At 69.3% G+C, this 22,040-nt stretch carries 24 protein-coding genes; 18 read left to right on the top strand and 6 right to left on the bottom strand.

The window, feature by feature from the left end; translation table 11 throughout:
* Nucleotides 1-310 precede the first annotated feature (310 nt).
* Both FMP39_RS01190 and FMP39_RS01185 read left to right on the top strand, forming a co-directional pair.
* The gene (locus tag FMP39_RS01190; RefSeq protein WP_141588189.1) at nucleotides 311-1,390 is read left to right on the top strand and encodes a universal stress protein; all 1,080 of its coding nucleotides are present in this window, start codon (nucleotides 311-313) and stop codon (nucleotides 1,388-1,390) included.
* A gap of 72 nt (nucleotides 1,391-1,462) precedes the next feature.
* The gene (locus tag FMP39_RS01185; protein ID WP_141588196.1) at nucleotides 1,463-3,286 is read left to right on the top strand and encodes an ABC transporter ATP-binding protein; all 1,824 of its coding nucleotides are present in this window, start codon (nucleotides 1,463-1,465) and stop codon (nucleotides 3,284-3,286) included.
* Nucleotides 3,287-3,289: 3 nt separating this feature from the next.
* Here the strand turns inward: FMP39_RS01185 and FMP39_RS01180 are convergent, their stop codons facing one another.
* A complete protein-coding gene (locus FMP39_RS01180) occupies nucleotides 3,290-4,135 on the bottom strand; it encodes a Uma2 family endonuclease (protein ID WP_194858182.1) in 846 nt (281 codons plus the stop codon).
* 210 nt (nucleotides 4,136-4,345) lie between these two features.
* On the opposite strand from FMP39_RS01180, the gene FMP39_RS01175 reads away from it, so the two are divergent.
* Complete coding sequence (locus FMP39_RS01175) at nucleotides 4,346-6,343, top strand: ankyrin repeat domain-containing protein (protein WP_228557544.1); 1,998 nt, start codon at nucleotides 4,346-4,348, stop codon at nucleotides 6,341-6,343.
* A gap of 63 nt (nucleotides 6,344-6,406) precedes the next feature.
* Here FMP39_RS01175 and FMP39_RS01170 read toward each other — a convergent pair whose 3' ends face one another.
* Both FMP39_RS01170 and FMP39_RS37690 read right to left on the bottom strand, forming a co-directional pair.
* Nucleotides 6,407-6,751, bottom strand: a complete 345-nt coding sequence (locus FMP39_RS01170) for a co-chaperone YbbN (protein WP_141588186.1) — start codon at nucleotides 6,749-6,751, stop codon at nucleotides 6,407-6,409.
* Between the two features lie 10 nt (nucleotides 6,752-6,761).
* A complete protein-coding gene (locus FMP39_RS37690) occupies nucleotides 6,762-7,073 on the bottom strand; it encodes a CotH kinase family protein (protein ID WP_255508445.1) in 312 nt (103 codons plus the stop codon).
* A 401-nt stretch (nucleotides 7,074-7,474) separates the two neighbouring features.
* On the opposite strand from FMP39_RS37690, the gene FMP39_RS01160 reads away from it, so the two are divergent.
* Nucleotides 7,475-9,049, top strand: coding sequence for an SMI1/KNR4 family protein (locus FMP39_RS01160; protein WP_141588185.1), 1,575 nt, complete (start codon nucleotides 7,475-7,477; stop codon nucleotides 9,047-9,049).
* Between the two features lie 61 nt (nucleotides 9,050-9,110).
* Here FMP39_RS01160 and FMP39_RS01155 read toward each other — a convergent pair whose 3' ends face one another.
* The 3 genes from FMP39_RS01155 to FMP39_RS01145 all read right to left on the bottom strand — a co-directional run bounded on the left by FMP39_RS01155 (nucleotide 9,111) and on the right by FMP39_RS01145 (nucleotide 10,649).
* Nucleotides 9,111-9,383 (bottom strand): hypothetical protein, encoded by a 273-nt coding sequence (locus tag FMP39_RS01155; RefSeq protein WP_090487560.1) that lies wholly within the window; start codon nucleotides 9,381-9,383, stop codon nucleotides 9,111-9,113.
* A gap of 111 nt (nucleotides 9,384-9,494) precedes the next feature.
* A complete protein-coding gene (locus tag FMP39_RS01150; protein WP_141588184.1) occupies nucleotides 9,495-10,172 on the bottom strand; it encodes a vancomycin high temperature exclusion protein in 678 nt (225 codons plus the stop codon).
* A gap of 48 nt (nucleotides 10,173-10,220) precedes the next feature.
* Nucleotides 10,221-10,649, bottom strand: coding sequence for a response regulator (locus FMP39_RS01145; protein ID WP_194858181.1), 429 nt, complete (start codon nucleotides 10,647-10,649; stop codon nucleotides 10,221-10,223).
* A 215-nt stretch (nucleotides 10,650-10,864) separates the two neighbouring features.
* Here FMP39_RS01145 and atpG point away from each other — a divergent pair, with 215 nt between their 5' ends.
* The 14 genes from atpG to FMP39_RS01075 all read left to right on the top strand — a co-directional run bounded on the left by atpG (nucleotide 10,865) and on the right by FMP39_RS01075 (nucleotide 22,003).
* Nucleotides 10,865-11,749, top strand: coding sequence for an ATP synthase F1 subunit gamma (atpG, locus tag FMP39_RS01140; protein WP_141588182.1), 885 nt, complete (start codon nucleotides 10,865-10,867; stop codon nucleotides 11,747-11,749).
* Nucleotides 11,750-11,911: 162 nt separating this feature from the next.
* A complete protein-coding gene (locus tag FMP39_RS01135; protein ID WP_153904227.1) occupies nucleotides 11,912-12,049 on the top strand; it encodes a hypothetical protein in 138 nt (45 codons plus the stop codon).
* Nucleotides 12,050-12,217: 168 nt separating this feature from the next.
* The gene (gene atpD / locus FMP39_RS01130) at nucleotides 12,218-13,663 is read left to right on the top strand and encodes a F0F1 ATP synthase subunit beta (RefSeq protein WP_141588181.1); all 1,446 of its coding nucleotides are present in this window, start codon (nucleotides 12,218-12,220) and stop codon (nucleotides 13,661-13,663) included.
* Nucleotides 13,664-13,694: 31 nt separating this feature from the next.
* Nucleotides 13,695-14,264 carry a hypothetical protein gene (locus tag FMP39_RS01125; RefSeq protein ID WP_141588180.1) on the top strand — a complete coding sequence of 190 codons (570 nt, stop codon included), beginning with the start codon at nucleotides 13,695-13,697 and terminating at the stop codon, nucleotides 14,262-14,264.
* A gap of 21 nt (nucleotides 14,265-14,285) precedes the next feature.
* Nucleotides 14,286-14,696: a F0F1 ATP synthase subunit epsilon gene (locus tag FMP39_RS01120; RefSeq protein WP_011556841.1), complete on the top strand. Its 411-nt coding sequence runs from the start codon at nucleotides 14,286-14,288 to the stop codon at nucleotides 14,694-14,696.
* Between the two features lie 355 nt (nucleotides 14,697-15,051).
* Nucleotides 15,052-15,432 carry a group 1 truncated hemoglobin gene (locus tag FMP39_RS01115; protein ID WP_011556840.1) on the top strand — a complete coding sequence of 127 codons (381 nt, stop codon included), beginning with the start codon at nucleotides 15,052-15,054 and terminating at the stop codon, nucleotides 15,430-15,432.
* Nucleotides 15,433-15,447: 15 nt separating this feature from the next.
* Entirely contained in the window at nucleotides 15,448-16,446 is a 999-nt protein-coding gene (locus FMP39_RS01110; RefSeq protein WP_141588179.1) for a 2Fe-2S iron-sulfur cluster-binding protein, read from the top strand.
* Between the two features lies 1 nt (nucleotide 16,447).
* Entirely contained in the window at nucleotides 16,448-16,894 is a 447-nt protein-coding gene (locus tag FMP39_RS01105; RefSeq protein WP_141588178.1) for an Rrf2 family transcriptional regulator, read from the top strand.
* Nucleotides 16,891-17,151: a hypothetical protein gene (locus FMP39_RS01100; protein ID WP_011556837.1), complete on the top strand. Its 261-nt coding sequence runs from the start codon at nucleotides 16,891-16,893 to the stop codon at nucleotides 17,149-17,151. The genes FMP39_RS01105 and FMP39_RS01100 overlap by 4 nt, the downstream gene beginning before the upstream one ends.
* A 360-nt stretch (nucleotides 17,152-17,511) precedes the next feature.
* Nucleotides 17,512-18,540 (top strand): ADP-ribosylglycohydrolase family protein, encoded by a 1,029-nt coding sequence (locus FMP39_RS01095; protein ID WP_090487588.1) that lies wholly within the window; start codon nucleotides 17,512-17,514, stop codon nucleotides 18,538-18,540.
* A 163-nt stretch (nucleotides 18,541-18,703) separates the two neighbouring features.
* Nucleotides 18,704-19,108 carry a phage holin family protein gene (locus tag FMP39_RS01090; protein ID WP_141588177.1) on the top strand — a complete coding sequence of 135 codons (405 nt, stop codon included), beginning with the start codon at nucleotides 18,704-18,706 and terminating at the stop codon, nucleotides 19,106-19,108.
* Nucleotides 19,105-19,626: a hypothetical protein gene (locus FMP39_RS01085; protein ID WP_141588176.1), complete on the top strand. Its 522-nt coding sequence runs from the start codon at nucleotides 19,105-19,107 to the stop codon at nucleotides 19,624-19,626. Before FMP39_RS01090 ends, FMP39_RS01085 begins: the two co-directional genes overlap by 4 nt.
* A 36-nt stretch (nucleotides 19,627-19,662) precedes the next feature.
* Nucleotides 19,663-21,000 (top strand): cytochrome ubiquinol oxidase subunit I, encoded by a 1,338-nt coding sequence (locus tag FMP39_RS01080; RefSeq protein ID WP_305036058.1) that lies wholly within the window; start codon nucleotides 19,663-19,665, stop codon nucleotides 20,998-21,000.
* Nucleotides 20,990-22,003: a cytochrome d ubiquinol oxidase subunit II gene (locus FMP39_RS01075; protein WP_194858180.1), complete on the top strand. Its 1,014-nt coding sequence runs from the start codon at nucleotides 20,990-20,992 to the stop codon at nucleotides 22,001-22,003. Before FMP39_RS01080 ends, FMP39_RS01075 begins: the two co-directional genes overlap by 11 nt.
* Nucleotides 22,004-22,040: the final 37 nt, after the last annotated feature.

Genomic DNA, 22,040 nt, shown 5'->3' with positions numbered 1-22,040 from the left:
GACACGCGTAAGCTCGTCGGCAGGGTCAGATGTTCATAAGAGACAGGCCGTGCCTCGCTCGGACCTTCTATCGGACTTCGGACATGCCAAGCAGGCCAAGCCTCGTGAAGGACGCCTGCTCTCCCTTCTTCTCTGTGGGGACGGCCGCCGGGTTGCTGGAGATTTTTCAGGGAGCCGCTCCTTGGCACCTCTTCACCTCGCGGAGTGTTCCCTGAGCGGAGGTGGGCCTGCTCCGGAGGCCTGCCCGGTCGCGGACTTTGCGACACGCCGAGCCCGGTGGCGCCAGGCGCGCGACGCCTGAATCTTCGAGGTGTGGATGACGCCAGGCGCCGCGCGGCCGTCCACGGAGCGGTGGAGCGACCGGCTGCCTCCGGGAGGCTGCAAGGTGCCACCTTCACCGCTACACGCATACTCACAAGGTGAGTCGGGTGGAAGGGAAGGAGGGATGGAGATGAGGCCGTCACAACTTTCGAGGACGGCAGTGCCGTTGCTCCCTCCAGGGCTCGCCCGGGGGCAGCGGGGCGTGTCGCGCCTGGTGGTGGGAACGGATTTCTCGCTGCGCTCCGAGTTCGCGCTGGCGCGCGCGCTGCGCCTTCCGCTGGCGCACGGGAGCGTCTTCTGCGTCCTGCACGTGGCCCCCGTCCTGGACGGGCAGGAGGGGCCAGGTGGGACGCTGTCGGGTGAACGCTGCCTGCGCAAGGCGGTGAGCTCCGTGTGCAGGCGGCTGCGCAACCGCGTGGACATCGACGTGCGCGAGGAGCTCGGGCGAGGGGACCCGGTGGAGGTGGCGTCGGCCGTGGCGCGGATGTCGGGCGCGGAGTTGGTGGTGCTGGGGCGTCCCCATGTGACGTACCCGGTGCGTGCGCTGGCCGAGGATTCGACGGTGCGGCGCATGGTGCGCAAGCTGGGCGTCTCCGTGCTGGTGGTGGTGCCGCACCCGGTCCGGCCCTACGGCAGGCCCCTGGTGGCGGTGGACTTCTCACGCGAGTCGCGCAGGGCACTGGAGCTGACCTTGCGCCTGTGCCCGGCCCCCGCGCTGGTGGACGTGCTGCACGTGGTGGACACGGCAGCGCAGGAGGCGGAGCTGCGCCGCGCCCATGCGCCGGCCGAGCGGTGGCTGCTGCTGCGGCAGGAGCGGGAGTATCAGGCGCGGGTGGCGCTTGGCCGCTTCCTCGCGCCCTACCGGGAGGCGGGCCGCGAGCTGGAGGTGAGGGTGCGCTGCGGCGAGCCAGCCGAAGAGGGCATCCTGGCGGAGGCGTTGGAGCGGGGCTCGGACCTGCTGGCGCTGGCCATGTCCGCCGTGGAGGCGCGCACGCCACTGACGGAGCAGGTGCTGGCGCGCGCGGGCTGCGACGTGCTGGTGTCGCGTCACCTTCCGCCTGCATCCTGAAGCAGGAGGGCGCGCTCCGCGTTATGAACGCGGACCGTGTCTCCTCGTCCTACAACAGCCCCTGCCGCCCCGGTGTCGCTCAAGGCCCGCTTCCAGAACGCGGGCAGTCTCTTCAAGCAGTTGCCGGGGACCTTCCGGCTCTTCTGGCAGGCCAGCCCTCGCGGCGCGGTGGTGCTGGGCGCGCTGACGCTGGTGGCGGCGCTGTTGCCGGCGGCCATCGCCTGGGTGGGCAAGCTCATCGTGGACTCGGTGGTGGCGGCGGCGCAGGGCTCGGTGGAGGCCCGCTCGCGGGTGTACGGGCTGGTGGGGTTGGAGTTCGGGTTGATGCTGGGCTCGGCGGTGGTGGACCGCGGGCTGACGCTGACGCGCGAGTTGCTTCGCGCCAACCTGGGGAACCTGCTCAATGAGCGCATCCTCCAGAAGGCGCTGGCGCTGGAGCTGCGGCACTTCGAGGACTCGGCCACCTACGACAAGATGCAGAACGCGCGGCGCGAGGCGAACAGCCGGCCGCTGTCGCTGGTGACGCAGGCGTTCTCCATCGTCCGCAACACCATCACCCTGGGCACCTTCGCCGCGTTGTTGGTGGCGTTGTCGCCGTGGAGCGTGGTGGTGCTGGTGGCCGCGTCGGTGCCGGCCTTCATCGCCGAGGCGCGGCTGGCCATGGCGGGCTTCCGGCTCTACTCGTGGCGCGCGCCCGAGGGCCGCAAGCTGAACTACCTGGAGTGGATTCTCACGCGGGACAGCCACGTGAAGGAGGTGAAGCTCTTCGGGTTGGGGCCGCTGGTGCTGGGCCGCTACCGCACGCTCTTCCAGAAGTTCTTCGCGGAGGACCGTGCGCTGGCCTTCCGGCGGATGGCCTGGGGCCTGGGGCTGGGCGTCCTCTCATTGGGCGCCTTCTATGGCTGCTACCTGCTGGTGGCGGGCCGCGCGGCGAGCGGGACGATTACCGTGGGCGACATGGTGCTGTACCTGAGCGTGTTCCGTCAGGGGCAGGCGGCGTTCCAGGGCATCCTGACCAGCGTGGGCTCCATGTACGAGGACGCGCTCTTCATGAGCAACCTGTTCGCGTACCTGGACATCCCCACCGGCGGCGAGGCGACGCGGGTGCTGCCGCCGCTCTCTCCGCCGCGTGGGCACGACAGCGCCATCGAGCTGCGCGACGTGTCCTTCCGTTATCCGGGGAAGGATGCGTGGGCGCTGAAGAACGTGTCGCTGACGCTGAAGCCGGGACAGAAGCTGGCGCTGGTGGGGGAGAACGGCGCGGGGAAGAGCACGCTGGTGAAGCTGCTGCTGCGCCTGTACGAGCCGGTGGACGGCGACATCTTCTACGGCGGCGTCAACCTGAAGGACATGGACGTGGAGGACCTGCGCAGCCGCTTCGGCGCGGTGTTCCAGGACTTCGTGCGCTACCAGTTCAACGTGGCGGAGAACATCGGCCTGGGGCACGTGCCAGCGCTGGAGGACCGGACCCGCATCGAGAAGGCGGCCGAGGAGGGCGGGGCCAGCGGTGTGATTACGGCGCTGCCACAGCAATACGACACGATGCTGGGCGGCTGGTTCGAGAAAGGGCAGGAGCTGTCGGCGGGCCAGTGGCAGAAGCTGGCGGTGGCGCGGGCCTTCATGCGCGACGACGCGGAGGTGCTGATTCTGGACGAGCCCACGGCCAGCATCGACGCGGAGGCGGAGCACGCGCTGTTCGAGCGTTTCCAGGCGCTGGCGGCGGACCGGATTGCGATTGTGATTTCGCACCGCTTCTCCACGGTGCGCATGGCGGACCAGATTGCCGTGCTCCACAACGGGCAGGTGGACGAGCTGGGCAGCCACGACGAGCTGATGGCGAAGGACGGCCGCTACGCGCACTTGTTCCGGCTGCAGGCGCGCGGATATCGGGACTGAGCGTCAGGCGCGCTCGCCACGCAGGCGCGCGATTTCCGCCCGAGCCTCAGCGAGCTGGCGCTCGGCGTCCTCACGGCGCTGGGTTTCCAGTTCCAGGAGTCGGGACTCCTCGGCTCGCAGGCGGGACTCCTCCGCGAGTTGCTGTACGAGCTCCGCGCGGCTGGCCTCGACGCGCTCGACCATGTGTTCGAGGCGGGCAATCAGCTCGGGTGCCTCCGGCAGGGCCGCGCCTCCCAGGTAGAAGCGCAGACGCTCGTCATCTACCTGGAGGTCCAATCCCAGGACTTCAGATGGATAGAGTCCATGCTGCGGAAGGATGGGGCGATAGACGCGGCGCCCTTCGTCCAGCCGCCAGCCGCTCAGTCGTAGCCGGCCCCGGTCGAAGACGAAGTACTCGCGGATACCCAGCTGGGCGAAGCGCTCGACGTTGCGCTCCAAGTCCTTGCGCCGCTCACCCGCGACGTGCACCTCCAGCGCGAAGTCCAGGCCCTTGCCCTCGGCACTGACCACCCAGCGCATCCGCGCGTGGGGCTCGACGTCCACCACGGCCATGACGTCTGGGGCGAACATGGATTCGCCTGGGTAGTACACGGGCAGCTCGCTCCCCAGGTACACCTTGCGGCCAATGCGGGAGAAGAAGCTGCCGAGCACCTCGCGGGCGCGTGTCTTGGCCTCGAAGTGGAAATCGCCCTCCGGCGGGTTTGCCTCCGAAACGGGGAATTCGGATGGAAGGCTGTCGACGATGCGTTGACGCTCCTCGGACGAGAGCGCGTCCCACGTCTCCTGGGGCGGCGCGCGCGGGTCGTTCGGATCGATGTCGTAGGGCTCGAAAGGCATGAGGTCGTGCATGAGAGTAGGCCGCACCGCCACGAGGGCCAAGTGGCAGGCAAGGCAGCGTTGTCCTCGAATCAGGTGGTGAAGGTTCGCGTGCTGACGAGGACGGCGAGCAAGCAGCGGTCATGCCACGCTTGGCGCGTGAGAATTCTCGGGTTGAGAGGGGCTCCGCGGCCCGTGAGTTTCGCGCGCGCATGTCACTGACTCATGGCAGGTTCTCCCGCCATGTCGCGTGCTCAAGCTCCGAAGAAGGTCGATGTCGCTGCGTTGATGAAGAAGGCGGACAGTCTGCTGGACGAGATGCCGCCGCAGCTGGACCAGGCGATTCCGTTGCTGCGCGAAGTCGTGGCGGCGGAGCCCGAGCACCTGCTGGGACTCCACTCCCTGAGCTGGTGTTTGGACCCGACGCGGAGCATGGAGCCGCACCGCTGGGAACAGGAGCTGAAGGCCGAGCACTGGCGGCTGCGCGACCGCATCCTCGAGCTGACGCGAGGGACGAAGCCCGGCGGCGCGCTGACGCTCGCCCATCGCGCACGTTCGCTGGCGCTGAGCCAGTGGGCGGAGGACCTGGTGCGGCGCAAGCCGACCGTGGCGCAGCTCGACGAAGCGGAGGCCGCGCTGAACGAAGCCAACAGCCTTCGGGAACTCGCGAACCACCAGCGTGGACGCCGCGGGCTCGAGGCGTGGCGCGCACTGACGCAAGGCAAGCCGGAGCAGGGCTACCGCGAGTTGCTCGCCAAGGTGGAGGAGTCTCCTGGCATGTGCGCCCAGGGCGTGATGGGCGATGACGACTCGCTCAACTTCCAGGGGCTGGAGGGCGCCTACTCCGATGAGGGTTTCCTGGCCTGGCTGCGGAAGCAGAAGCCCGCGGCACGCCCCGCGGGGAAGAAGGGCAAGGACCTGGATGCCGGACTCCTGCTGGCGGCGGGGCTGGATGCGAAGCCGTTCTTCGGCCCTGGCTTCGCAGGGAACAGCCGCACGGGCCGGGTGCTTGCCCTGGTGGCGTTGGGCGCGGACCTGGAGGCGAGGGATTCCAGCAAGCACAGCGTGCTCCACCTCGCTGCGATGGTGGATGACGCGGCGCTGGTGAAGGAGTTGCTCCGCCTGGGTGTCTCCGCCGACGTCGTCGATTCGAATAAGTCCACGCCGCTGCATGTCGCGGCCGAGCACGGAAGCGTGTCCTGCATCGCCCCGCTGGTGAAAGGCGGCGTGCCCGTGGATGCGCTCGATACGTCAGGGCGGACGGCGCTCTTCGAAGCGCGTCAGGCCGACGTGGCCCAGGCGCTCATCGACGCGGGAGCAAATCCCAATGCGGGCAAGGGCTGGACGCCACTGCATCAGCACGCACGCTTCAAGGAGCGAGGCCCCGTCATCGAGGTCCTGCTCAAGGCGGGGGCGGATGTCTCGCTGAAGAATGGCAGCGGCCAGACGCCCGCGCAGGAGGCGCTGGAGCACAAGAACGCGTCCCTCGCCCAGCTCATGGGGGCCAAGGCTCCCTCGGGCAAGGCCAAGGCCGGCGCGTTGGACGTGCAGCCGCTGCTGGAGGCGCTGGCGCGTCAGCGCAAGACGCTGCTCAAGGCCTGGTATTTCGAGGACAAGAACGTGGACGGCGTCGAACAGGTCCTGAAGGGGCTCGCGCTGCAAGGTGCCACGTCATGGGACCAGCTCGCGGCCGCGCTCCAGGGCGAGCTCCCCTGGACGGCCATGGCGGTGGTGCAGCTCGCGCGGGACGTGCTGCCAGCCGAAGAGAAGGCGCCTCGCCTGTCGAAGCTGCCGCGCTTCGTGCGCGGGGACTTCGTGGTGAAGGGCGACGTGCACGTCGATGGGCCGCTGCTCGTGACGGGAGACCTCACGGTGGAAGGCGTGCTGCGCAACGCGGGGATGGAAGGGATGCTGGTGGTGGGCGGCACGTTGCGCGCCACCGGTGTGGACACGGACGGCGAGGTCGTCGTGGGCGAGAACCTGGAAGCGCAGGTGGTGTGGGGCCACGGCAACGACGCTGCGCTCCGGGTCGGCGGCGTGCTGAAGGCGGACGTGGTCATCGCGGACGACCACGACATCCAGGCCAAGGTGAAGGCGAAGCACCACTACGAGAACGGCGAGTTCGATGCCTCGGATGAGGCGCTCAAGGAGGTCTTCGTCGCGAAGGCCTTCGCGAAGTCGGAGTTGGACCGGGACAAGCTGTTCAACGTGCTGCGCAAGGTCGGGACCATCCTGGTGTAGACGCGGCCCTGGTGCCCTTTGACGGCGTTACGGCGCGCGCCCGTCTCGAATCCCTGAGCGGCGTCAGGCCTTGGGCAGGTGGTCCCGCACTACGCCGAGCCAGTACTCCTTGCCGTAGTACTGGCTCATCTTCCCGATGAGCTTGCCCTCACGGAACAGCAGGAACGTGGGGATGCCGAAGAGGCCGAAGCGCTTGGCCAGGTCCTCGTACTGGTATGCGTTCACCTTGACGACGCGCATCGGGGCGCCATCCAGATCCGCCAGCAACGCGGGCTCGGCCGCCGCGTAGATTTCGCAGTTCGGACAGCCGTCACCCCAGAAGTCCACGACCACCAGCTCGCCCTTGGGCTCCAGGACCAGTTGGTCGAAGTTCTCCGCCGTCCCCTCGTAGCTCACGGGATGTGCCATGGCCTCCTGCCTAACGGGCTCGGGTGTCGTGTTCAACCTGCTCACGGGGGCGCGGCTCGAAGTCCTCGCCGGTGCCGTCGCCCCGGCGCCCGTACACCGTGCCGGCGGCAGGGTGAACGGGAGGTGCCACGGTCCTGGGGCCACGCCGCCGCTCGCTCCCAACTGGAGGGCCGCGCCGGGCGGTCCTCGCATCCCATGTCAGCTCGCAACTGCGATGGCCACAGCGGTAGATGGCCGCGCCACGTTCGTGTCCGTGGTGCCCCAGCCCGTCCTTTCCGACGTGCTCTATGTCTAGGTAGAGCCCCTGGTGTTCGCCATTCACGCCCACGCGTCGGAAATTCCGCTCGTGGGGCTGGGTGGCTCACCCCATTGGGCGCCCTGGCCGGGCCCTGGGGGGCCAGGCGGGTGGGTTGTTGCCGCGTTGGGACGCTTCTGCCGGCGGAGGGTGGATCAGCGGAACGCCTGGGCTGCTCCGGAACGCGGGCGGCTGGAGCGGGCGCCAGGGGCATCACCTTCGTGCGTGAGTCCTGTTTTTCCGGAGGAGGGGATGGGTTGGACAGTGGGTACGGGTTTTCAAGGTATGCCTGCGCGCGGTGGTGGCCGCCATGTCAGCCGGAGCGAGTTGGATCAGCTCTGGCGCGGTGTCATCAAAAGCCAAAGCCCGCACTGCGCAGGAGCGCTCAGCCGCCGTAAGGTTGTGCGACTGGATGTCGTGGAGGGGTCATGCACGAGTGGTTGGAGGCACTTCGCAAGTCGGTAAAGGCATCGTCAGCTGGCGTCTCTCCCGAGGAGATTCGCCGGGCCGAAACGGAGTGCGGCGTTCCATTCCCCGATGAGCTCACCGACCTGTATCAGGCGTTCAACGGGGGCGAGCTCAACGGTGAGGTTCTCCTCTTCCGTCTGCACGGCGCGGAGGGAGACCCGAGCGTCCTGGAGAAGACCCGCCTCAAGCTGGAAGGGCTTCCCGCGGCGGGGCTGTGGCGCATCGGCTTGAAGGGGCAGCACCGGCACCTCTTCGCCTCGCGCAAGTCGGCCATGGTGGAGCAGGGCGACGGTGGCGGTCCGTTGCCGGCCTGGGTCGAGGCGCTGGAGAGCGACGACTGGGTCTATGGCACCTGGGAGGGCGAGAAGCGGCAGATGCGGCTGTACCGCTCGTTGAAGGACATGCTCGACGTGCTCGTGCCCCCCGCGGAGGTGGAGAGCTTCGGTGAGCGCACCTTTGCTCGGGCGATGAATGCCGTCCTTCAGGGGGCGCTATCCGGCGTCCAGGTCGACGAGGAGGACGAAGAAGCGGCGGAGTCCGGCGAGGCACCGCTCGGTGCGGCGGCCGAGGCTGAAGCGGTCGAAGAGGCCGAGCAGCTCGAGGAGGCGGAGCTGGCCGATGAGGAGGCCGCCGAAGTGGCGGTAGCGGAGACGGAGGTACGCGAGCTCGCGTACGAGTACGACGATGTCCGCCCGTCTTCCCGTTACGAGGATGGGGCCGGCTCGAGAAAGGCACGCGCGCAGGCCCAGCAGATGCCGCTGGCCATCGGGGGCGCTGGCGTGCTGTTCCCGAAAAGTGCGTCGAGCAGGGTGCAGGGTGTGAAGAAGGCCGCCGCGGAGCCCGCTCCCACGAAGGCGCGCCCCGCGAAGGCGCGCCCCGCGAAGAAGGCCGCGATTGAAGCGGCTTCGGCGGAGCTCCCAACTGGAGCGGCTGAAGCCATTTCGGAGCCGGAGGCTGCGCCCAAGAAGGCCACCGCGAAGGCCCCCGCCCAGACGGGGGTAGAGAAGAAGTCCTCCGCCACCACGAAGAGGGCGACGAAGGCCCCTGCCCAGAAGGGCACTGAGAAGGAGCCTGCCACCGCGAACAGGGTGACGAAGGCCCCTGCCCAGAAGGGCGCGGCGAAGAAGGCCGCTACCGCAAAGGCCCCCGCGCGGAAGGCAGCGGCGAAGAAGTCCGTCACCGCGAAGGCCCCTGCACAGAAGGGCGCTGCAAAGCGGGCCGGTGCCCCGACGAGCGCAGCGAAGAAGGCCCCTGCTCAGAAGGGCGCTGCGAAGCGGGCCGGTGTCCCGACGAGCGCGGCGAAGAAGGCCACTGCACAGAAGGGCGCTGCAAAGCGGGTCGGTGCCCCGACGAGCGCAGCGAAGAAGGCGACTGCGCAGAAGAGCGCAGCGAAGAAGGCCGCTGCTCAGAAGAGCGCTGCCAAGAAGTCTTCTGTGAAGAAGGCCGCTGCTCAGAAGTCCGGGGCGAAGAAGGGCGCCGCGAAGAAGGGCTCAGCCCAGAAGCCAGCGGCGAAGAAGGGCGCACGCGGCCGGTAGTCACGGGCTCGGAGGCAAGGCGCGCTCCCGCGCCTTGCCCCGGCGTCGCCTCACCGTACGTCTATCCCTGCGGCAGCTTGTCGAAGTCGATGGGGCGGATGCGGTAGCCCGGCTGTGCCGTCAACTCCAGCGGCTCTTCCTCCTCATCACCCCGGCGGAACTCATGAATCTCATCCGGGAGGATGTCGCGGAAGTCCGGCTCCTCCTCCATCGGTGGGGTCGCCGCCAGGTCCTGGTCGGAGATGTTGATTTCATCCTCACCGGTGTCCGGGTTCATGTGACGCCGAGAGGTGGACTCGCCCACATCGTCTGACCCCAGCTTCTTGAATCGCATGGCCTCTCCTCGGATAGCGCGGTGGGTCGGCTGCCTTCGTCTCAAGAATGAGAACCCGCGGGGGCTCCGGCAATTCTCGCCGCCCGCCTGCCTGCCATGCCTGCCCGTGCCTCAGCGCTCCGGGAGCACGGTGCGGCCAGAGGGGTAGGCGGGCTCCACCTCCAGCATCACCATGGCCAGGGCCAGCACGCGCGACAGCGTCTCGCGCACCTGGTAGCGCCACGGCGTCGACCGTCCCTCGTCCGCGGCCACGCCCCACGCGTCGATGCCCACCGAGTTGGCGATGAACAGCGCCCGCGTCAGGTGGAAGCGCTGGGTGACGAGCACCGCCCGCTTCGCGCCGAACACCGTGGCGGCCCGCAGGCAGCTGTCATAGGTGGACAGCCCCGCCTCGTCGCCCAGGACCGCGCTTTCGGGCACGCCGTGCTGCACCAGGTAGCGCCGCATGGCGCGCGTCTCGTGGTGGAAGGGCTTCGTCTGGTCTCCACTGACGAGCACCGCCTGCACCTTGCCCTGCTGCCACAGCGCGACGGCCGCATCCAGCCGCTGGGCAAGCACAGGGGAGGGCACCGCGCCCCGCGCCAGACCCGCGCCGAACACCAACGCCACGGGAGCCTGGGGCGCCTGTTCCAGGGGGACGATGCGGTCCTGGTAGCTGAGGCGGACGAAGTGGGAGAGAGCGAGCAGCCCCAGCCCCCCCGCGGCCAGCACCGCGAGGCCTCTCCGCAACCACACCCATCTCGTACCGCCTGGCTTCATGGACCCCGAGAACACCGGTTGAGGGGCCATTGTGTTCCGGGCGCTCTCCCCCGGAAAGCCCAGAGCGACATCCCTGTCTCAGGGGAACGTGCCTGCCTGGGAGCCCGCCGGCTTTGGGGCGAATCGCTCGATGGCCTCCAGCAATTGCCGGGGCTCCACGGGTTTCTTCAAGAATGCCGCCACGTTGTACGAAGACGCATAGACGGCCCGGTCCCTCGGATTCATCTCCGCCGTGCCCGCGGACAGGATGATGACGGGCACCTGGGCCAGCGCTTCACTCGCCTTGCGGGTGGTCAGCACCCGGTGTCCGTCCATGACAGGCAGGGCCATGTCCAGCACCATGAGGGCGGGGCGGGGAGGCTGGGCCAATTTCTCCAGGGCCTCCCGGCCGTTGCGCGCCACGCGCACCGCGTGGCCGTGCAGCTCCAGGTAGGTCTGAAGGGCCTCACAGATGTCCACGTCGTCTTCGACGATGAGCAGCGGACCGGATGACGTCTGAGCCACCATTCCCGCAAGGTAAGCCCGTGTCCTACCGCGGGGAGGGGCTGTCAAGGGGGCTTGGCCGCCTGCCGTGTGCGATGGGGCGTGCGATCGTCTGCCCGGCGGCGGCAGGCATCCGTTGACCGGCTCCCGCCCCGCCTATATAGGGGGCCCCGTCTTACCCTGCCCCGCCTTCCTTCAGGTTAAAGCGGGTCGAACGCCCCACAGGAGCTCCCCGGTCCATGGCGTCCCTTCGCGACATTCGCAAGCGCATCCGCTCGGTGAAGAACACGCGTCAGATCACCAAGGCGATGAAGATGGTTTCCGCCGCGAAGCTCCGCAAGGCGCAGGACGGCATCCTGGCGGCGCGTCCCTACGCGACGATGCTGGATCAAATCATCGCGGACCTGGCCGCTCGCGCCGGGGATGCGAGCCTCAGCCACCCGCTGCTCACGGCTCGCCCGGTGAAGCGCGTGGAGCTGGTGCTCCTCACGTCGGACCGTGGCCTCGCCGGCGGCTTCAACTCCAACGTCATCCGCCGCGCCAACCGGTTCCTCTACGAGAACACGAACCTGGAGAGCATCCGCCTCTCCACCGTGGGCCGGAAGGGCAACGACTTCTTCCGCAACCGCGGCCAGAACATCCGCAAGGACTTCGGCGGCCTGTACCAGCGCCTGAACTACCGCGCCGCCGCGGACGTGGCCGAGGAGCTGGTGGCCAGCTACCTCAATGGCGAGGTGGACGCGGTCCACATCGTCTACAACGAGTTCGTCACCGCCATCTCCCAGACGGTGAAGGTCGCTCAGTTGCTGCCGCTGCAGACGCTGGGGACGCCGGACCAGGCCCCGACGGCGGGCTCCACCGCGCTGGTGGACTTCAAGTACGAGCCGGACCGTCAGTCCGTGCTGGACCGCCTGGTGCCCCAGGCCGTCAACATCAAGCTCTACCGCGCCCTGCTGGAGAGCGTGGCCAGTGAGCACGGCGCCCGCATGAGCGCCATGGAGAACGCCACCTCCAACGCGACCGACATGATTGGCAGCCTGACGCTCACCTACAACCGCACGCGTCAGGCGGTCATCACCAAGGAGCTGATGGAGATCGTCTCCGGCGCCGAGGCCCTGAAGTAGGGCATTCGCGCAGCCGCGACCCCGTCTCCTGGGCCCGCCTCGTCTATCGAGGTGGGCCCTTCGCGTTGAAGGCCCCCGCGACGCGCTTCGAACTGCATCCCCAGACCGGGTCGAGTACGCCGGCATCCTGCTCGCCTCGCGGTCCGCCCGGAGATCCGCGGGGTGTTCGGCCGCTACGCGCCGGAGGAGCCCTCCTCCTCCTCGAAACGCGAGCAGGTTCAGAGCCAGAACGCCAAGGTCGTCCTGGTCGGTAGCCCGAACAGCGGGCTGCCCCTGGTCTACCAACCGGATGGGAAGTAAGAGGGTGGCGCCCGGCATGTGGTTCCGCTAAGCCGGACTTACCAGTCAGTTGCCCGGGAGGCTTGACCCCCGGGGGGGGCCCCGGTAAAGGGGGCCCGCCCTCACAGCCGGGCCGAAATTTCAAGGGTGGCGGCGCCCGTCCGCTCCCCGTGCGAGGCAGACGATTCCATGAGCGCTCAAGTTCCGACGGCAGGCAGAATCATCCAGGTCCTCGGCCCCGTGGTCGACGTCGAGTTCCCGCCCGGCGGTCTCCCCGAGGTCTACACGGCCCTCAAGGTCACCAACGCGAACCTGAGCGCCGACGCCGACAACCTCACCCTCGAGGTGGCGCAGCACCTGGGCGAGAACACCGTCCGCACCATCGCCATGGACTCCACGGAGGGCCTGGGCCGCGGCATGGCCGTCACGAACACGGGCGCCCCCATCCAGGTGCCGGTGGGCAAGGCCACCCTGGGCCGCATCCTGAACGTCACCGGCGAGCCGGTGGACGAGATGGGCCCCGTGAAGGCGCAGGAGTACTGGTCCATCCACCGCCCGCCCCCGCCCTTCACGGAGCAGGACGTGCGCGTGCAGATGTTCGAGACGGGCATCAAGGTCATCGACCTGCTCGCTCCGTACACCCGCGGTGGCAAGATCGGCCTCTTCGGCGGCGCTGGCGTGGGCAAGACGGTGCTCCTGCAGGAGCTCATCCGCAACGTGGCCGTGGAGCGCGGTGGCTTCTCCGTGTTCGCCGGCGTCGGTGAGCGCACCCGCGAGGGCAACGACCTCTACCACGAGATGCAGGACACGAAGGTCATCCAGACGGACAACCTGGAGGCCAGCCAGGCCGTGCTGGTGTACGGCCAGATGAACGAGCCGCCCGGCGCCCGCGCCCGCGTGGCCCTGTCCGCGCTGACCATGGCCGAGTACTTCCGCGACGTGGAAGGCCGCGACGTGCTCCTCTTCGTGGACAACATCTTCCGCTTCACCCAGGCCGGTTCCGAGGTGTCCGCCCTCCTGGGCCGCATCCCCAGCGCCGTGGGTTACCAGCCCACGCTGGCCACGGAGATGGGCGGTCTGCAGGAGCGCATCACCTCCACCACGAAGGGTTCCATCACCTCCGTGCAGGCCATCTACGTCCCCGCCGACGACCTCACGGACCCGGCGCCCGCGACGGCCTTCGCCCACCTCGACGCGACGACGGTGCTCAACCGCTCCATCGCCGAGCTCGCCATCTTCCCCGCTGTGGACCCGCTGGACTCCACCAGCCGCATCCTGGACCCGGCCGTCATCGGCGCGGAGCACTACGGCGTGGCCCGCAAGGTCCAGGGCATCCTCCAGCGGTACAAGGAGCTGCAGGACATCATCGCCATCCTCGGCATGGACGAGCTCTCCGAGGATGACAAGCTGGTGGTGGCCCGCGCCCGCAAGATTCAGCGCTTCCTGTCGCAGCCCTTCTTCGTGGCCAAGGTCTTCACGGGCAAGGACGGCCGCTACGTGAAGCTCCAGGACACCATCCAGGGCTTCAAGGAGATCGCCGAGGGCAAGCACGACGACATCCCCGAGGGCGCCTTCTACATGACGGGCGGCATCGAAGAGGTGGTCGAGAACGCGCGGAAGCTCGCGGCGAGCTAAGCTGGGCGCTTCTCCTCCCGCAGAGGTCCCCATGCGCCGTGCAGCGCTCGCCCTGGTCCTGATGTTCCTGGCTCCCTCCTCCGCCCTGGCGGAGGAGCGCAGGGGACGGGCTCGGGTGAGCGCCAACGGGCTCTACAGCGTCCGCATGGTGGAAGCGGCGCAGGACCAGTGCCGGTTGGAGGTGACGCAGGAGAGCGGCCCCGTCTGGACGCTGAAGGAGTGTCTGGGCACGGTGGACGACCTCTACTTCGTCTCCAACGACGGCGAGCGCGTCTGGGTGGTGTGGCCGCTGGTGGAGAAGGGCAAGGCCGTGGCGGAGCCGCGGTCGAAGAAGTCGAAGGCGAAGAAGCCCAAGGGGCCTCCCGCCTGGGCGCGCGTGGTGGTGGCGGCGCAGTACGGGCGGGATGGCCAGCGGCTCCAGGAGAAGCGGCTGACCGAGTGGCTCAACACGCGGCAGCTCTCCGAGGTGCGCCAGCTCACCCACCACTTCAAGTGGCTGGAGGGCACGCTCGGCATCCCCGGCAAGGGGCCCCGGCTGACGGACGCCGGGGTGGTGGAGTTGGAGCCGGTGGGTGGAACCACCCGCCAGCTCACGTTCTGATTCGGTTGTGCGAGGAGCCTCATGGCCAAGCTGACTGTGGAGATTGTCACCCCCGAGAAGCGCATCCTGTCGGTGCAGGCCGACGAGGCGATTGTTCCTGGCGGCCGGGGCCTGTTCGGCGTGCGGCCGGGGCACACCCCGTTCCTGTCGCTGATGGAGCCGGGCGCGCTGACGCTGATCGAGAGTGGCCGGCGCGAGTCCTACTTCGTCGCGGGCGGCTTCGTGGAAGTGGGCAACGACAAGGTGCTGGTGCTCGCCGACGCGGCCGAGCCCGTCACGGGCATCGACGTGGAAGGCGCCCGTCGCCGCATGGCCGAGGCGCAGGAGCGCATGAAGGGCATGTCCTCCGAGGACGCGCGCTTCGAGCTGGAGCAGGCCACGGTGCGCCGTGAGGCCGCCCGTATCGGCGCCGCCAACACCGCGCGCGCGTAGGCTTCTCCCCCGTTTCACCGCCCAGGAGCGTCCCGCGCTCCTGGCGTCCCTGGCGTGACACCCGCGCTCCCCTCGAGTGGAGCCGGTGTCCGCTTCTGTTTGCGTGACGGTGCCCCTCTGGGGTGGCGCCTCCGGAACAGGCCTCCCGGTCCGCACCTCGCTTCACGATGCCCCCAGGGGCCTGGCTGCGTTCGCCCCCGAGCCTTCGCGCGGGCGCGGCGGCCTCCTGTCAGCGGCTGTCCTCGCTCGCAGTAGCTCCACTGACAGTGCTGCTTTCATTTGACGTGACGGTGCGGATTTTAAGGTGCATCTAGAATGCATCTTAAGGCCCATGCCGGGCGAGAGGAGCGGCACCATGAGCGTTACGGCGGAGAAGAGTGTCTACGAGCAGCTGGGCGGAGAGCCGGCGATGGCGGCGGCGGTGGAGGTCTTCTACCGGAAGGTGCTGGCGGACGATCACATCAGCCACTTCTTCGAGGACGTGGACATGGAGCGCCAGGCCGCGAAGCAGAAGGCGTTCCTGACGATGGTGACGGGTGGGCCGGTCCACTACTCGGGCAAGGACATGCGCGCGGGCCACGCGCCTCTGGTGAAGCGTGGGCTGAACGACTCGCACTTCGACGCGGTGGCGGGCCACCTGAAGGCGACGCTGGAGGAGCTGGGCGTGGCCGCGCCGCTGGTGGCGAGGGTGATGACCATCGCGGAGAGCGCCCGCGCGGACGTCCTGGGACGCTGACCCGAGGAGCACGCCATGGCCAAGGTAAAGCATGAGTCCGACTGGTACCCGCTGGAGTCTGGAGAGAGTGTGCTGGATGCGCTGCTGCGCCAGGGCGTCTCCATTCCGAATGCGTGCCGCGCGGGGGCCTGCCAGTCCTGCCTGATGCGGGCCGTGGCGGGGACGGTTCCGGAGGCCGCGCAGGTGGGGCTGAAGGACACGCTCCGGGCACAGGGCTACTTCCTCGCCTGTGCCTGCCGGCCTCCGGAGGGCACGCAGCTGGAAGTCACCGGCGCGGAGGCGCTGCGCATCCCCGCGCGCATCCAGGCGCTGTCGTTGCTGTCCACCAGCGTCCTTCGTGTGCGGCTGGTGACGGACAGCCCGCTGGCGTACCACGCGGGGCAGTACATCTCCCTGGTGCGCGAGGACGGGCTGGCTCGCAGTTATTCGCTGGCCAGCCTGCCTCATGAAGATGGCTTGGAGTTGCATGTGCGGCTCCAGCCGGGCGGGGCGATGAGTGGCTGGTTGGCGCAGGACGCACAGCCGGGAGACAGGCTCCAGGTGCAGGGCCCGGCGGGAAGTTGCTTCTATGTGCCCGGCCGGCCGGAGCAGCCCTTGTTGCTGGCGGGCACGGGCACGGGGCTGGCGCCGCTGTACGGCATCGTTCGCGACGCGCTGGCCGCGGGCCACTCGGGGCCCATCTGGCTCTTCCATGGCGCTCGGACGCCCGAGGGGCTCTACCTCACCTCCGAGCTGCGGGCGCTGGCGGAGCAGCATCCTCAGTTTCTCTATCGTCCGGGTGTGCTGGAAGGCGGCAGCCGGGACGTGGCCGAAGGCGCGCTCGATGTGCTCATCCGCGCCGAATGCCCGAAGCCGCTGGGCTGGCGCGCATGGCTCTGCGGAGACGGGCCATTGGTGCTATCCCTTCGAAAGAAGCTGTTCCTGGCCGGGCTCTCGCTGAAAGACCTCCACACGGATGCCTTCTTGCCGAGCGTTCCATCGGGGCAGCGTACTTCCGACGCCGGAGCCCGCTGACGTGCACCTCACCCTCCATGCCGACTACTCGCTGCGGGTGCTGCTCTACCTGGCCACGCGCACCGGGCGGCCCGTCTCCACGCAGGAGATGGCGGATGCGTACGGCATCTCCAAGCACCACTTGGTGCGCGTGGTGCAGACGCTGGCGGGGCAGGGGGTGGTGGACGCGCGAGCGGGCCGCTCCGGCGGCGTGGTGCTGGCGCGCGCGCCAGCGGACATCCAGGTGGGGCGCGTGCTGCGCGCCGCGGAGCCGGACTTCCACCTGGTGGAGTGCTTCGACCGGGAGCGAAACGCCTGTCCCATCGCTCCCGCTTGTGGGCTCAAGAGCGTCCTGGACGAAGCGCGCGAGGCGTTCCTCGCGGTGCTGGACCGGTACACGCTGGCGGACCTGCTCCGCCGCTCGAGCCCGAACCTGCAGGACTACTTCCTCCCCACCTCCGAGTCATGATGTCCGGCACGCTGGAGCTGTTTCATCGCATCGCGGATGCACCGTCCGCGCAGGCCCGGCGCTACATCGTGGACTATGCGCTGGAGGACCGCGTGCGCTTTCGCAACGTGGCCTTCGACGAGGCGGAAGCGGACTGGCGCAAGCATGGAGGACATACCACGCCCGCGCTCTGGGATGGCACGCACCTGCATCAGGGCGCGCAGGCGGTGATGGCGCGCTTGCAGGCCGTCGTCAACCTGGGACGCGACGACGCATGAAGGAGCGGGCGCGCGTGTGCTGACACCCGCGCGCTGGTGCCACCTGCGCGTCCCTCGTGCGCCATTCCCACCGTGCGCGAAGCTTCGAGAGTTGGACACGTGTACAGGTGCGCGGATGCGTGCACCCTCCGATGCTTGCCGCGCGCGTGTTGGTTGCGGTAGTCAGCCCACCCCGCGCTGCGATCCACGAGGCGCCAGGGATGGAGGGTGGACGGTGAAGAATCCGAGCGGCGGAATTTCGAGGACGGCTGTATCGCGCTCGTCAAGCCCCGGCATGATTCTTCCCGCTCCGGCTCGCGGATGTTTCACGGGTTTCTCTCGGCCGTTCTGGCCTGAGCGTCGGTTAATCTCCACGACCCCATGCCGCTGACTCCCGCCGAGCGCCAGGACAGGTTCCATGCGGCGTTCGTGGGGCTCGCCATCGGTGATGCGCTCGGCTTTCCGCTGCGCGGCATTCCACCGGCGAGTCTCACGCGGCTGCCCGGCCTTGCCGAAGACTTCGCGCCCCGCCCGCGTGGCAAGTTCGCCAAGGGCCAGTTCAGCGACGACACGCAGCTGCTGCTCGCGGCGGCGGAGAGCGTCATCCGCGAGGGCAAGGTGGACGGCCGCAGCGCGGCGGCGCACCTGGCGTGGCTGTGGCAGGAGGGCATCATCCTCCAGCCGCCCAAGAGCCTGGCGGACGCGCTGCAGCGGCTGGCCAGCGGTGTGCCGTGGATGAGCGCGGGCGCATCCCTGGGCACGCGCTGCCATTCGGTGCTCAGCCGCGCGCTGGTGGTGGGCCTGCTGGAGAGCGGCCACCGCGCGCGCCTGCCGCATGACGCGGGCGTGCTCACCATCATCACGCACAAGGATCCGGTGTGCGCGGCGGCGGCCGCCGCTTTCGCGCAAGCCGCGGCGCTGGGCATGGAGGAGGAGCCGCTGACACCCGCGGCCTTCTGCGAGGAGCTGGCGCTGGCGGCGGCCGTGCACGACAAGGGGCTGGCCGAGGAAGTGCGCCACCTGCCGCGCCTGCTCACCTGGGACACCGCGCGCGCGCTGACGCAGCTGCGCAAGGTGGGCGTGCCCCCCAGCGAGCTGAAGGGCGTGGACGGGCTGCCGCCGCACGTGGTGCCGGTGCTGCTGACGTCGCTGTTCGCCATCCTCAAGGTGCCGCACGACTTCCGGGAGGCGGTGGCCCTCACGCTGCGCTGCGGCGGCGAGGCGGACGTGGCCGCGGCGCTGACGGGCGCGCTGCTGGGCGCCCACCTGGGGACGCGCGCCATCCCCGCGCGGCTGCGCAAGCAGGTGTTGTACTCCGAAAACCTGGTGGATACGGCGGACCGCCTCTTCCGCGCCCATCAGGTCCGCGAGACGCTGGCCACCGCCCTGTCGCACCGCCGTCGCCGCTGAGCGCGAGGGCAGGGCAGGCAGGCGGGCGCCGGCGTGCATTTCCCCGGGGCTTCACTGGAGGGAGCGTCCTGCCCACCTTGTGCGAAGGAGCGGGCCGCAAGGATGCCAGGCAGGCATGGGAGCGCACGTGTGGCCCGCGGAGTCATCGCAGGAGGCGCACGTCGTGGATCTCGAATCGGAACGCCTGGAGCGAAGTCAATTGGAGACGCTCTCCACGGCGGAGCTCATCCGGCATGCCTTGGCGGAGACGCGCCTGCTGGTGCGCGCCGAGGTGATGCACGCCAAGAAGGAGCTGCGTGAGGAGCTGAAGGCCGCGCGTACCGCGGGCATCCTCCTGGGGGCGGGCGCGGTGCTGGCGCTCACGGCGCTGGCCGTCCTCTTCGTCGCGCTGGGGTTGGCCCTGCCCATGGCCCAGGCGCTGGGCGTGCTGGTGGTGGGCGCGGTGCTGCTGGCGATTGCCGGTGTCCTGCTCTTCATGGGCCGCAAGCGCGTGCCCAGGAAGCCGCTGCCGCACACACAGGAGCGCTTGAAGATGGACTACCAGCTCACGCGGGAGACGCTGCAATGAATGGCAACGACCGCGGCGCAGGCGAGCCCTCGGCAATCGAGCGGCAGCATGAGGACCACCGCATCACCCGGGGCATGGGGGACCGCAAGCAGGTGGAGGAGACCGCCGACCGCATCCGCGACGAGCTGATGCTCACGCTGGCGGAGTTGGACCGGCGACGCGAGCGCGCGCTCGACGTGCGCTACCACGCGCGGCAGCACCGCACCGAGCTGATGGCCGTGGGCGCCGCGCTGTTGACGGCGGTGGGCCTGGGCGTGGGGTACGCGGTGTATCGCGCGCGCAACCGCGACGAGATTCTGCGCCGCAAGCGCCGCAAGGCCCTGACGCGTGCCTGGGAGCACCCGGACCGCGTGGCCTCCAGCGCGGAGCCGCGCCCGCTGGGCGCGGAGCTGGGAAGAAAGCTCGTCCTCATCTTCGCCAGCACGCTCGCCACCGCTGTGGCACGAAACGCGGTGGTGACGCTGGTTCCCGCGCGCCGCGTCCCCGCTTCTGCTCAGGGGGTTTATAAGAATACATAATTGCGACAAATTAACACATAAACCATTCTGATGCTCATGACGGACCTGCTCTATGCGCGGGCCCAAATGGGCTTGTCGCTCGCGTTCCACATCATCTTCGCCGCGGCGGGCGTGGCGCTTCCCGTCCTCATGGTGCTCAGTGACTGGAAGGGCCGGCGCACAGGGGACGCGGACTACCGGAAGCTGAGTCAGAAGCTGGCGAAGGGGACGGCCATCCTCTTCGCGGTGGGCGCGGTGAGTGGCACGGTGCTGTCCTTCGAGCTGGGCCTGCTGTGGCCGGAGTTCATGGGGCAGTACGGCGAGGTGATTGGGCTGCCCTTCAGCCTGGAGGGCGTCGCCTTCTTCACCGAGGCCATCTTCCTGGGCATCTATCTGTACGGGCGGGAGCGGGTGTCGCCAGGGCTGCACATGTTCTCCGGCGTCATGGTGGCGGTGAGTGGCGCGGCCAGCGCCTTCTTCGTCACGCTGGTCAACACGTTCATGAACCACCCGTCGGGCTTCACGCCGTCGGCGTCGGGACCCATGGACGTGCAGCCGCTGGTGGCCATGTTCAGCCCCGGCTGGCAGTACCAGACGGCGCACGTGCTGCTCTCCTGCTACCAGGCGAGCGCCTTCGCCATGGCGGGCATCCACGCCTTCGTGTTGCTGCGCTACCCGGGCGCGGCCTTCCACCGAAAGGCCCTGTCGGTGGCGCTGCCGCTGGCGTGTGTCACCGCGCTGCTCCAGCCCGTGGTGGGGGACTTGTCCGCCAAGCACGTGGCGAAGGCGCAGCCGGTGAAGCTGGCCGCCATGGAGGGCCAGTTCGAAACGGAGCGCGGCGCGCCGCTGCGCCTGGGTGGACTCCCCAACGTGGAGACGGGCGAGGTGCCCTACGCGGTGGACATCCCCAAGGGCTTGTCGATTCTCGCCTTCGCGGACCCGGACGCGGAGGTGAAGGGCCTGAATGCCTTCCCGCGTGACGAGTGGCCGCCCGTGGCGAAGGTCCACGTGGCCTTCCAAATCATGGTGGGCACCGGGAGCGCCATGGCGCTGCTGGCGCTGGTGACGCTGGGCTGGCGGTGGCGGAAGAAGGCCTGGCCTCACGGGCGGAAGCTGATGTGGGCGTGGCTGTTGTCGGGGCCGCTGGGTGTGGTGGCCATGGAGGCGGGCTGGCTCGTCACGGAGTGGGGACGACAGCCGTGGATTCTGCGTGGCGTCATGCGCACGGCGGACGCGGTGACGCCGGTGCCACACCTGGCCGCGCCCTTCTGGACCTTCACCGCCGTGTACCTGTTCCTGGGGGTGACGGTGGTGCTCCTGCTGGTGCGGCAGGTGGCGGGCACGCTGCCCACGCGGGACAGCGCTCTGACGGGAGGTGAGGCCCATGTCCACTGACGCGATTCTGGGCTTCGCGGTGGCGGGGACCTTCGTCCTCTACGCCCTCTTCGGCGGCGCGGACTTCGGTGGCGGTGTCTGGGATTTGCTCGCCTCCGGACCGCGGAAGGCGGAGCAGCGCGCGCTCATCGCCCGCGCCATTGGCCCGGTGTGGGAGGTGAATCACATCTGGCTCATCGTGGGCCTGGTGCTGCTGTTCGCCGGCTTCCCGCGTGCCTTCGCGGTGCTGAGCGTGGCGCTGCACGTGCCGCTGACGCTGCTGCTGCTGGGCATCGTGTTCCGAGGCGCCGCTTTCACCTTCCGGGCCTACGACACGCGCGGGGATGCGGTGCAGCGGCAGTGGGGGCTCGTCTTCAGTGGGGCCAGCGTCATCGCGCCAGTGCTGCTGGGCATGTGCGTGGGGGCCGTGGTGAGCGGCACCATCCGCGTGGAGGGGCGGGTGGTGGTGAGCGGCTTCTTCGCGTCGTGGCTCACGCCCTTCTCATGGGCGGTGGGCGTGCTGGCGCTGTGCCTCTTCGCCTTCCTGGCGGCGGTGTACCTCACGCACGAGGCGCCCGAGTCCGCGCTGCGCGAGGACTTCCGCCGCCGGGCGATGGGCGCGGGTGTGGCCGTCTTCGTCGCGGCGCTGGCGGTGCTGCTGCTGGCACGCGAGGGGGCGCCGCGCGTCTGGGAGGGACTCTTGCGCTCGCCCTTCGCCCTGGCGCTGCATGCAGGCACGGCGGTGGCTGCGGTGGCGTCCTTCGCACTCTTGTGGACGCGCCGCTTCCGATGGGCCCGCGTCGCGGCGGCCGTGCAGGCGGGGCTCATCGTGCTGGGGTGGGCGGTCTCGCAGCACCCGTTCCTGGTGGTGCCGGACGTCACGCTGCGCGGCGCGGCGGCGAGCCCTGGCGCGCAGCGCTTGTTGTTGGTGGCGCTGGGCGTGGGCACGGCCGTGGTGGTGCCTTCGCTGGTGTTGCTGTTCCGCGTCTTCCGGCCTGCGCCTCACGCCGGCTCGGAGGCGTGAGTCGCGCGGGCGCCCCTCGCCACGCGCAATGCGTGGC

It is taken from the genome of Myxococcus sp. AB056 (assembly GCF_006547365.1).
Lineage (GTDB): Bacteria > Myxococcota > Myxococcia > Myxococcales > Myxococcaceae > Myxococcus > Myxococcus virescens.
The sequence above is the reverse complement of the archived record's forward strand: the minus strand, read 5'-3'. Positions and strand labels throughout refer to the sequence as shown.

Bases quoted from the DNA above. Each gene is read 5' to 3' on its own strand.
- FMP39_RS01080 (WP_305036058.1), top strand. From the start codon at position 19,663: ATGACGGACCTGCTCTATGCGCGGGCCCAAATGGGCTTGTCGCTCGCG.
- FMP39_RS01145 (WP_194858181.1), bottom strand. From the start codon at position 10,649: ATGGTGGCTCAGACGTCATCCGGTCCGCTGCTCATCGTCGAAGACGAC.
- FMP39_RS01110 (WP_141588179.1), top strand. From the start codon at position 15,448: ATGGCCAAGGTAAAGCATGAGTCCGACTGGTACCCGCTGGAGTCTGGA.
- FMP39_RS01085 (WP_141588176.1), top strand. From the start codon at position 19,105: ATGAATGGCAACGACCGCGGCGCAGGCGAGCCCTCGGCAATCGAGCGG.
- atpG (WP_141588182.1), top strand. From the start codon at position 10,865: ATGGCGTCCCTTCGCGACATTCGCAAGCGCATCCGCTCGGTGAAGAAC.
- FMP39_RS01170 (WP_141588186.1), bottom strand. From the start codon at position 6,751: ATGGCACATCCCGTGAGCTACGAGGGGACGGCGGAGAACTTCGACCAA.
- FMP39_RS01100 (WP_011556837.1), top strand. From the start codon at position 16,891: ATGATGTCCGGCACGCTGGAGCTGTTTCATCGCATCGCGGATGCACCG.
- FMP39_RS01125 (WP_141588180.1), top strand. From the start codon at position 13,695: ATGCGCCGTGCAGCGCTCGCCCTGGTCCTGATGTTCCTGGCTCCCTCC.
- atpD (WP_141588181.1), top strand. From the start codon at position 12,218: ATGAGCGCTCAAGTTCCGACGGCAGGCAGAATCATCCAGGTCCTCGGC.
- FMP39_RS01150 (WP_141588184.1), bottom strand. From the start codon at position 10,172: ATGGCCCCTCAACCGGTGTTCTCGGGGTCCATGAAGCCAGGCGGTACG.
- FMP39_RS01095 (WP_090487588.1), top strand. From the start codon at position 17,512: ATGCCGCTGACTCCCGCCGAGCGCCAGGACAGGTTCCATGCGGCGTTC.
- FMP39_RS01115 (WP_011556840.1), top strand. From the start codon at position 15,052: ATGAGCGTTACGGCGGAGAAGAGTGTCTACGAGCAGCTGGGCGGAGAG.
- FMP39_RS01160 (WP_141588185.1), top strand. From the start codon at position 7,475: ATGCACGAGTGGTTGGAGGCACTTCGCAAGTCGGTAAAGGCATCGTCA.
- FMP39_RS01155 (WP_090487560.1), bottom strand. From the start codon at position 9,383: ATGCGATTCAAGAAGCTGGGGTCAGACGATGTGGGCGAGTCCACCTCT.
- FMP39_RS01180 (WP_194858182.1), bottom strand. From the start codon at position 4,135: ATGCACGACCTCATGCCTTTCGAGCCCTACGACATCGATCCGAACGAC.
- FMP39_RS01075 (WP_194858180.1), top strand. From the start codon at position 20,990: ATGTCCACTGACGCGATTCTGGGCTTCGCGGTGGCGGGGACCTTCGTC.
- FMP39_RS01120 (WP_011556841.1), top strand. From the start codon at position 14,286: ATGGCCAAGCTGACTGTGGAGATTGTCACCCCCGAGAAGCGCATCCTG.
- FMP39_RS01175 (WP_228557544.1), top strand. From the start codon at position 4,346: ATGTCGCGTGCTCAAGCTCCGAAGAAGGTCGATGTCGCTGCGTTGATG.